Origin of the sequence: Rhodococcus sp. UNC363MFTsu5.1 (genome assembly GCF_000686785.1) — a bacterium.
Taxonomy (GTDB): Bacteria; Actinomycetota; Actinomycetes; order Mycobacteriales; family Mycobacteriaceae; genus Rhodococcus_G; species Rhodococcus_G maanshanensis.
The window spans coordinates 220,098-232,905 of sequence record NZ_JMLO01000003.1 but is presented as its reverse complement, the minus strand read 5'-3'; the positions used below and the strand labels follow the sequence as shown (position 1 = coordinate 232,905).

The following is a 12,808-nucleotide window of genomic DNA, read 5'->3' as shown; positions in this document are numbered from 1 at the left end:
GCCCGCCTAGTCGACCCAGTCGTAGGTCCGCTCGACGGCCTTGTTCCACTCCCGGTACAGCCGATCGCGCTCGGCCGCGGCCATGGTCGGCTTCCAGGTCCGCCCGACGGCCCAGTTGTTGCGGATGTCGTCCTCGCCCGCCCAGAACCCGACCGCGAGGCCTGCGGCGTAGGCGGCGCCGAGCGCGGTGGTCTCGTTCACCACCGGCCGGATCACCGGGACGTCGAGGATGTCGGACTGGAACTGCATCAGGATCTCGTTGAGCACCATGCCGCCGTCCACCTTCAGCGCGGTGAGCTCGACCCCGGAGTCGGCGAGGCAGGCCTCGAGGACCTCGCGGGTCTGGAACGCGGTGGCCTCCAGCGCTGCCCGCGCGAGGTGCCCCTTGTTGACGAACCGGGTCAGGCCGACGATCGCCCCGCGCGCGTCGGGGCGCCACCGCGGCGCGAACAAACCGGAGAACGCGGGCACGAAGTACGCCCCGCCGTTGTCCTCCACGCTCGCGGCGAGTCCCTCGATCTCCTTGGCGGAGTTGATGATCCCGAGGTTGTCCCGCAGCCACTGAATGAGCGATCCGGTGACGGCCACCGAGCCCTCGAGCGCGTACACGGCGGGCGCGTCGCCGATCCGGTAGCAGACGGTGGTGAGGAGCCCGTTGTTGCTCGGCATCGGGGTGGTGCCGGTGTTGAGCAGGAGGAAGTTGCCGGTGCCGTAGGTGTTCTTGGCCTCGCCGACGCTCAGGCAGGCCTGCCCGAAGGTGGCGGCCTGCTGGTCGCCGAGGATGCCCGCGATCGGCACCCCTGCCAGGGTGCCGCGCTCGCGGACCTGCCCGTACACCTCGGAGGAGCTACGGATCTGCGGCAGCATCGAGGTAGGGATCCGGAACTCGGCGCAGATCTGCTCGTCCCACTCGAGCGTCCGCAGGTCCATCAGCATGGTCCTGGACGCGTTGGTCGGATCCGTGACGTGCAGTCCACCGTCCGCGCCGCCGGTGAGGTGCCACAGGATCCAGGTGTCCATCGTGCCGAAGCAGAGGTCGCCCGCCTCGGCCCGGTCCCGGGCCCCCTCGACGTTGTCGAGGATCCAGCGGATCTTGGGTCCGGAGAAGTAGGTGGACAGGGGCAGTCCGGTGCGCTCGCGGTAGCGTCCGGGACCCTCGTCGCCCGCGAGTTCGGTGCAGAGTTCGTCGGTGCGGGTGTCCTGCCAGACGATCGCGTTGTACACGGGCTTGCCGGTGCGGCGGTCCCAGACGACGGTGGTCTCGCGCTGGTTCGTGATGCCGACCGCGGCGATGTCGTGTCGGGTCAGGTCCTTCTTGGCCAGCGCGGCCGCGACCACCTCGCGGGTGGCCCGCCAGATCTCCTCCGGATCGTGCTCGACCCACCCCGCACGCGGGAAGATCTGCTCGTGTTCCTTCTGAGCGGAGGCGACCACCAGCCCGTCATGATCGAAGATCATGCATCGGCTCGAGGTGGTGCCCTGGTCGATCGCGGCGACATACACGGCTAAAAGCTACTAAAGCGCGCCTCACAATTCACGTCGATCGTGAGACGCCGCCCATCTCGGGCGTCACGGTCCTGGATACCACCGTTCGAAGCAGCGAAGATCGGTCGACATGGCCTAGCCTTGGTGCTGATTCGTCGACAATCCACAGGAGCAGGCGTTGAGCAAGCAATCGGGAGCACAGTTTCTGGGCCCGCAACAGCGTAAGGATGCCTGGGACCAGCTGGGTTCCGAGCAATTCGACATCGTTGTCGTCGGCGGCGGAGTCGTGGGCTCCGGCATCGCGCTCGACGCCGCCACTCGCGGGCTGCGGGTCGCCCTGGTCGAGGCTCGCGACTACGCCTCCGGCACCTCGTCGCGGTCGTCGAAGATGTTCCACGGCGGCCTGCGCTACCTGGAGCAGCTCGAATTCGGACTGGTGCGTGAGGCTTTGCGCGAGCGCGAGCTCTCGCTGTCGACGCTCGCCCCCCACCTCGTCAAGCCGTTGCAGTTCCTGTTCCCGATCACCCACCGGGTGTGGGAGCGCCCGTACATGGCGGCCGGGATCTTCCTCTACGACACGATGGGCGGCGCCAAGTCGGTGCCCGCGCAGAAGCACCTCACCCGGTCCGGCGCGCTCCGCCTGTCCCCGGGGCTCAAGCGGAGCTCGATGGTCGGCGGAATCCGCTACTACGACACGGTCGTCGACGACGCCCGCCACACCATGACGGTGGCCCGCACCGCCGCGCACTACGGCGCTGTGGTCCGCACCTCGACGCAGGTGGTCGGGTTCCTGCGAGAGGCCGACCGGGTTTCCGGTGTGCGGGTACGGGATTCGGAGGACGGCAGCACCACGGAGGTCCGCGGTCATGTCGTCATCAACGCCACCGGGGTGTGGACCGACGAGATTCAGGCGCTGTCCAACCAGCGTGGCCGGTTCCGCGTGCGGGCGAGCAAGGGCGTGCACATCGTGGTGCCCCGCGACCGGATCGTCAGCGAGGCGGCGATCATCCTGCGCACGGAGAAGTCGGTGCTGTTCGTGATCCCGTGGGGGAACCACTGGATCATCGGAACCACCGACACCGACTGGAATCTCGACCTTGCCCATCCGGCCGCCACCAAGGCGGACATCGACTACATCCTCGGCCACGTGAACAAGGTGCTGGTCACCCCGCTGACCCACGACGACATCGACGGCGTGTACGCCGGGCTGCGCCCGTTGCTCGCCGGGGAGAGCGACGAGACGTCCAAGCTCTCGCGCGAGCACGCCGTCGCGCGGGTCGCGCCGGGACTGGTGGCGATCGCCGGTGGCAAGTACACGACGTACCGGGTGATGGCGGAGGACGCCGTCGACATGGCCTCCGAGGACATTCCGGCTCGCGTCGCGCCCTCCATCACCGAGAAGGTGCCGCTGGTCGGTGCGGACGGCTACTTCGCGTTGGTCAACCAGACGACCGCGGTCGGTCAGCAGTACGGGCTGCATCCGTACCGGGTCAAGCACCTGCTCGACCGCTACGGCTCGCTGATCCACGAGGTGCTCGACCTCGCGGCGGAGACCCCGGAACTGCTGCAGCCGATCACCGATGCGCCCGACTACCTCCAGGTCGAGGCGGTGTACGCGGCTGCGGCCGAGGGTGCGCTGCATCTCGAGGACATCCTCGCGCGTCGCACCCGGATCTCGATCGAGTACGCGCACCGCGGGGTGAACTGCGCGGAGCAGGTCGCGCAGCTGGTGGCGCCGGTGCTCGGCTGGGATGCGGCCACCGTCGACCGTGAGGTGGAGACCTACCGTGCGCGCGTCGAGGCGGAGGTCCATTCCCAGGCGGAGCCCGACGACTCCTCTGCCGACGCCTTGCGGGCCGCCGCGCCCGAGGCGCGGGCGGAGATCCTGGAGCCGGTCCCGATCTCGCGCTGATCGGCGGGCTGGGCGGCGAGGGCTCGGCGGCGTCAGTGCGTGAGAAAGAGCTTCACCGCGACCACCGCGATCGCGACGAAGGCCAGCACGAAGCAGGCCCTCAGGCTGCGCCTGCTGAGCTTTTCGCCGCGAAGCCGCGTGATGACGATGCCGAGGCCGGCGATGCGGCTGACCACCCAGAGTTCGGCGAGCAGCAGCGCGGTCTGCTGTTCGAACGCGCCGAGTGCGCTGAGCCCGACGACCGCGGCCGGGACGAGTCCTGACGTCAGGATGGGCACTGAGTCGCGGAGCTCCTCGAGGTGTTCGGCAGTGGTCAGCGGGCGCCCGATTCGGGCGCTTCTCCCGACCGATTCGGCGAATGCGTGCGCGACGAAGGTCGACAGCGAGGTGCCGACGACGACAAGTGCGGCGTGGGTGGTGCTCGCGTTGTTCAGCGGGATGAGTGCGGTGAGCACCAGGATGTTCCCGTAGACGTACGCGCTGATTCGGCTCGCGGAGTCCTCGACATCCAGGGGGGTTCGCTCCATGGACGTAGAGCTTTCCACGTCCGGGCGGGTCAACGTGTGCGGACCACGGTCGAGGGAACAGAACGAGCGGCGAAGCCGGACATGGCCATGGCGGCCAGGACGATGAAGACGAGCGGGAATGTGATCATGCCTCAAGGATCGCGGGCGAATCCTTGACGCACATCAGCGCCAGGTGTGAACTCGCTGAGAGTCAGGTCATCCCTGAGGTGGACGCAGACCGGCGGTGAGCGTCCGGATGCACCGCACGACGATCTCGGCGGGACCGTCGTTCCCGGTCGCGGCATCCGAATCCGCCCAGGTCTGGATGGCGATGCGCATGGCGGTGTTGCCTGCCACGGCCATCAGCCGCACGTTCAGCGGGTCGGCCTCGGGGCCCATCAGGTCGCGCAGCACCTCGACGAGGGACTCTTCCGTGTCGTTCACGATCCGGAACCAGACGGATTCGAGTCCGGGGTCACCCGGAATCGCCCGGAAGAGCTGGTGCGTCAGTCGCAGCGAATCGACGCCAGCCCGGTCGGTGCGGGAGAGGGCGCGGCGCGCGGACCGCTCGAGTGCCTCGGCTGCCGGGAGGTCCCTTGGGCCGCGGGCCAGGTCGTGGATCCAGTCCCGGACTCCGCCCGCGAGCATCGGGGCGACCGCCTCCTCCTTGGTCCGGAAGTACCGGTAGAAGGTTCGCAGGCTGATCCCGGCGGCGTTCGCGATGTCCTCTGCCGTGACCGCCGATGCGCCCCGTTCGGCGAACAGCTCGGCGGCGCAGTGCGCGATCTCGAGCTGGGTCTGCAGTCGCCGTCGCTCGGTGAGAGGGAGGGGGGCTTGTGCGCCAGGGTCCGCCATGGTCACCATCATGGCACGTTGTGCCAACTCGGCGTAACGTGCAACTGAGACCGGGAACACAACCACCCAGTAGAAGGAGATCAGTTCATGAACCGCTTCGAGGGCCGCAAGACGCTCATCACCGGGGCCGGATCCGGCATCGGTCAGGCGACGGTCGCCCGGATCCTTGCGGAAGGTGGCGTTGTCGCCGCCGCCGACGTGTCCGAGGAGGGCCTCGCGGTCACGCGCGCCCGCGCCGAGGAGGCCGGAGTCGCGGATCGTCTCACGACCGTCGTCGTCGACATCTCGAACGAGGCGTCGGTGCACGAGGCCATCGGTGGCGCGATCAAGGACCTCGGCGGGCTGCAGGTGCTGGTCAACGCCGCGGGCATCCTGCGCGCCTCGCACACGCACGAGACGACCCTCGACTTCTGGAACACGGTGGTCGGCATCAACCTCACCGGCACCTTCCTGGTCACCCGCGAGGCCCTGCCCGCGCTGGTCGAGAACGGTCAGGGTGTCGTGGTGAACTTCAGCTCCACCTCGGCGTCGTTCGCGCACCCGTACATGGCGGCGTACGCGGCCACCAAGGGCGGCATCCGGTCCTTCACCCACGCCATCGCCCTCGAGTACGCCAAGAAGGGCCTGCGCGCGGTCGCGGTCGAGCCCGGCAGCATCGCCTCCGGCATGACCAGTAACCCGGGCTTCCCGGAGCACGACCTGGACCCGACCCTGATCGGCAAGCTCTACCCGTGGATCGGCGAGGGCTTCGCCCCGCCGGAGGACGTCGCGGGCGTGATCGCGATGCTCGCCTCCGACGACGGAAAGTTCGTCACCGGCACCGAGATTCGCATCGACGGCGGCACCCACATGTGACCGAACCGGCCCGAATACACTGGGGCCGATGAGTACAACCGACCGCCCCGGCCTCGATCAGCGCCGTCTGCAGCGACGGACGCGCCTGCTCGAGGTCGGGGTGGATCTGCTCGGTGCGGCGGGCGGGCCCGCGGTGAGCGTGCGCGCGGCCTGCCGCGCCGCCGGGGTCACCGAGCGGTATTTCTACGAGAGCTTCGATGACCGCGACGCCTACATTCGCGCGGTCTACGCGGAGGTCGGCGAGCGGGCCCGCGCCGCGCTCGTCTCCGCGGTCGCGGGCGCCGAGGCACCGACGGAGATCGCGGAACTGGCGGTCCGCGCGTTCGTGGCCCTCGTCCTCGACCACCCCGAAGCAGGCCGGGTCCTGCTGCTGGCGCCGCTGCGAGAACCCGCGCTTGGCGGACGCGGCCTGGAACTCGCCCCGAGTTTCGTTGTGCTGGTACAGGATCAATTGAACGACGTCGCCGATCCCGACGAACGTGTCCTGCGAGCGCTCGGTCTCGTCGGCGCGCTGACGAGCCTGTTCATCGGCTACCTCGACGGCACCGTCACCGTGCCCCGCGAGACGCTGATCCGGCACTGCCTCGGCCTGCTGGACCGGGCGAGCAGGCCGTAGCGCCTCGACCCGACACGGTGGATTCTGATCCGGGGCAATGCCGGCCACCGACCGCGGTGCGTCAGAGACCCGTCGGCAAGCCTGCGTCATAGAGCGACAGCACGTCTGTCGCACCGCGGAGAGTGTCGACGACACACGGTGCAGGCGTGGCGAAGATCTGCGGATAGTCGACCTCCCCGAGAGCGGGGACGACGTGCCAGGCAAGTTGCTCCGAATCGAGTGAGAACTGTGCGTCGACACCCTCCTTGTTTCCGCGCGGATCCTGCCTGCGCCAGGCGCCATTGAGGTAGATCGCGACCAACCCGTGCAGGACATGCCCATCTCCGTGCGCGAGACGCTGGTAGCACAAGCCGGTCGGAACGCCCTCGGATCGCAACAGCGCAGCCAGCAGGTGCGACTTGGCATAGCAGAGCCCGACGCGCTGCGCGAGAACCTCGCTCGCGGTCAAGGTGACTCGTGGATCCCGGACGTCGTAGGAGTGCCCTACTTCGTCCCGCACCCACTCGAAGGCAGCCTTGGCGAAGGGCACGTCGCCGTCGGCCTGCTGCCGCAGCGCCCTAGCGAGTGCGCGGACGGATCGGTCGTCGACATCGATGAACTCGTCGCCGGCCAGATAGTTTTCCGGAGGTGCGATGTCGAGCACCGAATCGGTGGTTGCCATTCGAAGGATGATCGGTGAGCCCGAGTGGAGCAGTCAAGGCCCACCCAGACGGTGACGTGGTGCTGCACCCGGCGGACCCACTTGGCAGCGAGGACACCAGAAGATCTGCCGCTCGCTCTCCGGGGTTCCGTCGGCGAGGGTGCCAGCCTCGACGAGGGTGCCGCAGCGCAGGCAGGGGCGGCCGGATCGGCCGTACACCCACGTGCTGCGGCCGCGGCGGCGGTCTCCAGTGGTGATGCGAACGGGGCGGTCCCGGTTCGCCACCAGTAGTCGGTGCGCGAGGTCGGCCCACGCGTGCGGCTCGCCCGCGGCGGCCACCAGGGTCGCCGGGTGCACTCCGCGCAGGAAACACAGCTCGTTGCGGTAGACGTTGCCGATGCCGGCCAGCACGCGCTGGTCCAGCAGGGCCAGGCCGATCGGGCGATCGGCCTCGGCGGCGAGGTTCGTCGCGGCGCGGTCGGGGTCCCAGTCGGGGCCGAGCAGGTCCGGCCCGAGATGGCCGACCGCGCGCTCCTCCTCGTCCCTGGCGAGGACCTCGACGATGCCGAGCTGGAACCCGACCGCGAGGAAGTCGTCGGTGCCCAACAGGATCCTCGCCTGCCACGCGGGCCGCCGCCAGCGCCCGCCCGCGGGGTAGACGTGCCAGTCGCCCTCCATCTTCAGGTGGGTGTGCACGGTCTTGTCGCCCACCCGGATCAGCAGGTGCTTGCCCCGGCTGGCGACCTCCTCGACCGGTCCTGGGGTGAGGTCGACGGTCGCGAAGCGCGGTACCCGGATGTCGCAGACGGTGAGCGGCGGACCGACCAGTGCCGTGCGGAGCTGCCCCGCGACCCGCCAGACGGTGTCACCCTCGGGCATGGAGGGCCCGCTTGCGGAGGCCGCGCGGAGTCGCGGAGAAGCCGGCCTCGACCAGGACCTGCGAGAGGGGGCTGGTGTGCACGGATTCCCCGTCGACCTTCTCGATGACGATCTTGTCGGCGCCGCCGCGGTCCACCACGGCGGCCAGCGACCCGGCCGCACCGTGCAGCGCGCCCGGGTCGTCGGTGAAGGTGAGCATGGTCTTGCCGCCGCGCTCGACATACAGGGCGAGCTCGCCGTCGACGAGCACCACCAGCGCGCCCGCCTTGCGGCCGGGGCGGTGCCCGCCCGCGGTTGCGGGCCAGGTCAGTGCGGCACCGAACGGGTTGGCCGGGTCCGTCGCGGCGAGCGTCAACGCGGCTGGTGCGTTGGCCGGGCCGAGTCGGTCGCCGTACGCCCGTAGCCGGTCGACCACCTCGGAGGTCGAGAATTGTGCGGCGCCAAGGGTGTTGACGAAATACCCGCGCCTGCACCGCCCGCTCTCCTCGAAGCCGCGCAGCACCTTGTACATCACGGCGAAGCCGCCGGGAACCGATTCGCTGACCACCGAGCCCCGTGTGAGCACCCCGTACCGCTCCAGCAGCACGTCCGCCCGCGCGTGGGCCCGGATGGTCGGGTCGGGTTCGAGTTCGGGTAGGAGCGACCACCGTCCGCCGACGGTCGGCGGTCCGGTCCGGCTCGGCATCGCGGGACGCGCGAGCGCCCGGTAGGGCCTGGCCCGCGGTGCCCGTCGCGGGGTCCGGTGGCTCGGCGCGGAGCGCGCGGGTCCCGACAGCAGGGCGCGCAGGGGCGCGAAGGTGTCGTTGCTCAGGTGGCCCGCCCACACCAGGTCCCACAGCGACGCGGCGAGGGTGGCGTCGTCGGTCGATCCGATCAGGTCGGAGAGGTTCCGGAAGAAGTAGGCGCCGCCGGGCGCCAGCGCGTCGAGGATCTGGCGCTGCTGCTCGGACAGTTCGGTGTCGACGGGCGGGGCGAGCGTCAGCGGCGCGGCATCGGCCGGGTGCAGGCACACCCAGCCGTCGCTGCCGGAGATCGAACCGGCCCCTGACCACAGCACCTCGCCCGTGGCGGTCAACTCGTCGAGCATCGCAGGCTGATAGTCGCGCACCCGCGCGCGCAGGATCATCGGTTCCCAGGCGGAGGCGGGAATCGGCACGCCCGCAAGCTGTTCGATCACCGCGGCCACCCCGTCGATGCCGCGCAGCCCGCCGCCGACGTGCTGCCAATCCGGCAGGAAGCGACCGAGCGCGGCCGGTTCGACGGGCTCCACCTCCTTACGGGCGGCGGCGAGGGAACGTCGGCGCAGCCGCCGCAGGACCTCGGCGTCGCACCACTCGCTGCCGGTGGCGGCGGGCCGGAACTCGCCCTCCAGCACTCGCTTGTCGGCGGCGAGGCGGCGCAGCACGTCGCGGACAACGGAGGTCCCGAGTCCGAACCTGGCCGCGGCGTCCGCCAGCGCGAACGGCCCGTGGGTGCGCGCGTAGCGGGCGACGAGGTCGCCAAGCGGGTCCTCGACCGGCTCGATGAAGGCGGCGGGGGTGCCGATCGGCAGGGGTACACCGAGCGCGTCGCGCATCCGGCTCGCGTCCTCGATCGCCACCCACCACTGCTCGCCCGCGAAGCCGACGCGCATGGCCCGCCGCTGCGCTTCGAGTTCGAGGACCAAGGGCGCGGCGTCGCCGTGCGTTCGGCTCGCGATCTCCGCGTCGGTCAAGGGCCCGAGCAGGCGCAGCAGGTCCGCGACCCCCTCGGCATCCTTCGCCCTGCGGTCCGGGACCAGGCGTTGGAGTTCCCGTTCGGTCAGCTCGATGACATCGGCGTCGAGTAGTTCGCGCAGTTCCACCCTGCCGAGCAGCTCGGCGAGCAGCGTGGAATCCAGGGAAAGGGCGGCGGCCCGCCGCTCGGCCAGCGGGCTGTCGCCCTCGTACATGAAGGCGCCGACGTAGTCGAAGAGCAGTGCCCCCGCGAAGGGCGACGGCGACGGCGTCTCGACCTCGACGAGTCTGATCTGCTTGCGTCCGATGCCGTCGAACAGGCCGGTGAGCGAGGGCAGGTCGTAGACGTCCTGCAGGCATTCGCGGACGGTCTCGAGCAGGATCGGGAAGGTCGGGAACTTGCGCGCCACGTCGAGCAGTTGAGCGGAGCGTTGCCGCTGCTGCCAGAGCGGAGCGCGCTTGCCCGGATTGCGCCGCGGCAGCAGCAGGGCGCGGGCGGCGCACTCGCGGAACCGGGACGCGAACAGCGCGGAGTTGCTGACCTGCTCGGTCACGATGTCCGCGATCTCGTCCCGGTCGAAGACGAACAGCTCCGAGCCGGGCGGGGCGTCCTCGGTGTCCGGCAGCCGGACGATGATGCCGTCGTCGGATGCGGTCGGCGCGGAGTCGATCCCGTACCGCTCCTGCAGCCGGGCGCCCACCGCGAGGGCCCACGGCGCGTGCACCGGCAGGCCGTAGGGCGAGTGCAGCACGAGGCGCCAGTCGCCGAGCTCGTCCCGGAACCGCTCGACCACCAGGGTGCGGTCGGTGGGAACCTGCCCGGTTGCGGTGCGCTGTTCCTCGACCAGGGCGAGCAGGTTCTGGGTGGCGTTGGCGTCGAGGCCCTGGTCGGCCAGGCGCGCCCGCAGATCCGTGTCCGCGCCGAGGGCCATCTCGCGCAGGAACTCGCCGAGCGCCGCGCCGAGCTCGGCGGGCCGACCCAGTCCGTCGCCGTGCCAGAACGGGAGCCGGCCGGGCAGGCCGTAGGCGGGGCTGACGAGGACCCGGTCGTGGGTGATCTCCTCGATCCGCCAGCTGGTGGCGCCGAGCGCGAAGACGTCGCCGACCCGCGACTCGTAGACCATCTCCTCGTCGAGCTCGCCGACCCGGGACGCCTTCTCGCCCACCATGTACACGGCGAAGAGCCCGCGATCCGGGATCGCGCCACCGGAGGTGACGGCCAGCCGTTGCGAGCCGGGCCGACCGGTGAGGACGTCGGCGTCGCGATCCCAGACCAGTCTCGGGCGCAGCTCGGCGAACTCATCGGACGGGTAGCGGCCCGCCAGCAGGTCGAGGGTGGCGTCGAACGCCGACCGGGGCAATGTCGCGAAGTTGCCGGTGCGGCGGACCGCGTCGAACCAGGACTGGACGTCGAGCTGGTCGAGGGCGCAGGCGGCCACCGTGTGCTGGGCCAGGATGTCGAGCGGGTTCGCCGGGACGGCGAGCGCCTCGATCCGGCCCGCGGTCATCCGTTCCACGGTGACCGCGCAGTGGATGAGATCGGTGCGGTGCTTGGGGAAGAGCACGCCGCGGGAGATCTCCCCGACCTGGTGACCCGCGCGGCCCACCCGCTGCAGCCCGCTCGCCACCGAGGGCGGCGCCTCCACCTGCACCACGAGATCGACCGCACCCATGTCGATTCCGAGTTCGAGGCTGCTGGTGGCCACCACACAGCGCAGCCGCCCGGACTTGAGGTCGTCCTCGATGAGCGCGCGCTGGTCCTTGCTCACCGAACCGTGGTGGGCGCGGGCGAGCAGCGGCTCGGCGCCGTGCCCGACCTCGCTGGTGGAGCCGATCAGCGAGGCCGGCTCGTGCACGGTCGCGACCGGGGCACCGAGGCGATCGGCGTAGACCTCGTTGAGCCGGGCGGTGAGCCGCTCCGCGAGGCGCCTCGAGTTGGCGAACACGATCGAGGACCGGTGCTCGAGGACCAGGTCGACGATCTGCTCCTCCACATGCGGCCAGATCGAACCCTGTTGCGGGGCGGGGGAAGAGGAATCCTCGTCCGGTGTCGTGACCCCCAGCTCGGTCATGTCCTCGACCGGTACCCGCACCGTCAGGTCGAAGGTCTTCGGGGAGGGCGGGGAGACGATGTGGATGGGCGCGGACCCCGTGAGGAAGCGGCCAACCTCCTCGTGCGGTCGCACGGTCGCGGAGAGCCCGATCCGTTGCGCAGGCCGGGGGAGCAGCATGTCGAGGCGCTCGAGCGAGAGTGCCAGATGCGCACCGCGTTTGGTGGCCGCGACGGCATGCACCTCGTCGACGATCACGGTCTGCACGGTGGCGAGCGATTCGCGGGCCGCCGAGGTGAGCATGAGGAACAGCGACTCGGGCGTGGTGATGAGGATGTCGGGGGGCGTGCGCACCAGGGCACGGCGGTCAGCGGGGCTGGTGTCGCCGGAACGGACGCCGACGGTGATCTCCGGCGGCGTCACGCCGAGCCGTTTGGCGGTCTGGGTGATCCCGACAAGGGGCGCACGCAGGTTGCGCTCGACGTCGACCGCGAGGGCCTTGAGTGGCGAGATGTACAGCACCGTCGTGCCAGGCGGACGCTCCTCGTCGTGCGGCCGGGCGGCCAGCTGGTCGAGTGCCCACAGAAAGGCGGAGAGGGTCTTTCCCGAGCCGGTCGGGGCCACGACCAGCGCATGCGAGCCGTCCGCGATCGCGTCCCATGCCCCCAGCTGGGCGGCCGTGGCCGCGGGAAAGGCACCGGCGAACCACTCCCGTGTGGGGGCGGAGAACCTGCCGAGCACCGAATCCATGGTGTCCATAGTGCCCCGGGACCCCGACACCGGGCGCACACTGATGAGTGGCGTAGCGCATCCGAGGAGTCGGTAAACGCCGGCTCCGCTACGCTCCGCGTCGCTTGGTCCGGAGAGGTGAACCGTCGTGTCCGAGAAGTCGAGCGTCAAGCAGGAGGTCGCGGCAGGCGCATCGGTCGCCGCCGCCGTGCTTCTGGTCACCGCCGGCGTGCTCCAGGTCCTCCAGGGGATCGCCGCGGTCGGCAACGACGAGGTCTACACCGTCGGTGTCGACTACACATACGAACTGGATCTGACCGCGTGGGGCTGGATACACATCGTGCTCGGTGTGGCGATCGCGCTGGTGGGCGTCGCGCTGTTCAGCGCCGGGATATGGGCGCGGACGTTGGCGATCGTCATCGCCGGACTGTCGATCATCGCCAACTTCCTGTGGCTGCCGTATGCCCCGGGGTGGGCAGGCATGGTCATCGCGCTCGACGTGGTCGTCATCTGGGCGGTGTGGAACTGGATTCCGAGCTCCGGCTGGGAGTAGTCGTAGCGGCAT

The 12,808-nt window shown here is 70.2% G+C and carries 10 protein-coding genes; 4 read left to right on the top strand and 6 right to left on the bottom strand.

Annotation, left to right across the window (positions count from 1 at the left end; all coding sequences use genetic code 11):
• Positions 1-6: 6 nt before the first annotated feature.
• A complete protein-coding gene (glpK, locus tag BR31_RS0106430; protein ID WP_051637029.1) occupies positions 7-1,458 on the bottom strand; it encodes a glycerol kinase GlpK in 1,452 nt (483 codons plus the stop codon).
• 205 nt (positions 1,459-1,663) lie between these two features.
• Between glpK and glpD the strand changes: the two genes are divergently transcribed.
• Positions 1,664-3,397 (top strand): glycerol-3-phosphate dehydrogenase, encoded by a 1,734-nt coding sequence (glpD, locus tag BR31_RS0106425; protein WP_027500251.1) that lies wholly within the window; start codon positions 1,664-1,666, stop codon positions 3,395-3,397.
• Between the two features lie 32 nt (positions 3,398-3,429).
• Here the strand turns inward: glpD and BR31_RS0106420 are convergent, their stop codons facing one another.
• Positions 3,430-3,924, bottom strand: a complete 495-nt coding sequence (locus tag BR31_RS0106420; RefSeq protein WP_051637014.1) for a hypothetical protein — start codon at positions 3,922-3,924, stop codon at positions 3,430-3,432.
• 195 nt (positions 3,925-4,119) lie between these two features.
• Positions 4,120-4,758, bottom strand: coding sequence for a TetR family transcriptional regulator (locus BR31_RS0106410; protein ID WP_197023565.1), 639 nt, complete (start codon positions 4,756-4,758; stop codon positions 4,120-4,122).
• Between the two features lie 87 nt (positions 4,759-4,845).
• Between BR31_RS0106410 and BR31_RS0106405 the strand changes: the two genes are divergently transcribed.
• Both BR31_RS0106405 and BR31_RS0106400 read left to right on the top strand, forming a co-directional pair.
• A complete protein-coding gene (locus BR31_RS0106405; protein WP_027500248.1) occupies positions 4,846-5,613 on the top strand; it encodes an SDR family NAD(P)-dependent oxidoreductase in 768 nt (255 codons plus the stop codon).
• A 28-nt stretch (positions 5,614-5,641) separates the two neighbouring features.
• Positions 5,642-6,229, top strand: a complete 588-nt coding sequence (locus BR31_RS0106400; RefSeq protein ID WP_027500247.1) for a TetR/AcrR family transcriptional regulator — start codon at positions 5,642-5,644, stop codon at positions 6,227-6,229.
• A gap of 61 nt (positions 6,230-6,290) precedes the next feature.
• Here BR31_RS0106400 and BR31_RS0106395 read toward each other — a convergent pair whose 3' ends face one another.
• From BR31_RS0106395 to BR31_RS0106385, 3 genes are read right to left on the bottom strand one after another with little or no spacing between them, the layout of a single operon-like run.
• Positions 6,291-6,890, bottom strand: coding sequence for a transglutaminase-like domain-containing protein (locus BR31_RS0106395; protein WP_051637013.1), 600 nt, complete (start codon positions 6,888-6,890; stop codon positions 6,291-6,293).
• Between the two features lie 33 nt (positions 6,891-6,923).
• Positions 6,924-7,748 carry a DNA-formamidopyrimidine glycosylase family protein gene (locus BR31_RS0106390; RefSeq protein ID WP_027500245.1) on the bottom strand — a complete coding sequence of 275 codons (825 nt, stop codon included), beginning with the start codon at positions 7,746-7,748 and terminating at the stop codon, positions 6,924-6,926.
• Positions 7,735-12,264 carry an ATP-dependent helicase gene (locus tag BR31_RS0106385; RefSeq protein WP_197023564.1) on the bottom strand — a complete coding sequence of 1,510 codons (4,530 nt, stop codon included), beginning with the start codon at positions 12,262-12,264 and terminating at the stop codon, positions 7,735-7,737. The genes BR31_RS0106390 and BR31_RS0106385 overlap by 14 nt, the downstream gene beginning before the upstream one ends.
• Before the next feature lie 127 nt (positions 12,265-12,391).
• Here BR31_RS0106385 and BR31_RS0106380 point away from each other — a divergent pair, with 127 nt between their 5' ends.
• On the top strand, positions 12,392-12,796 hold the full coding sequence (locus BR31_RS0106380) for a DUF7144 family membrane protein (protein ID WP_027500243.1): 405 nt from the start codon (positions 12,392-12,394) through the stop codon (positions 12,794-12,796).
• The last annotated feature ends 12 nt before the right edge of the window (positions 12,797-12,808 follow it).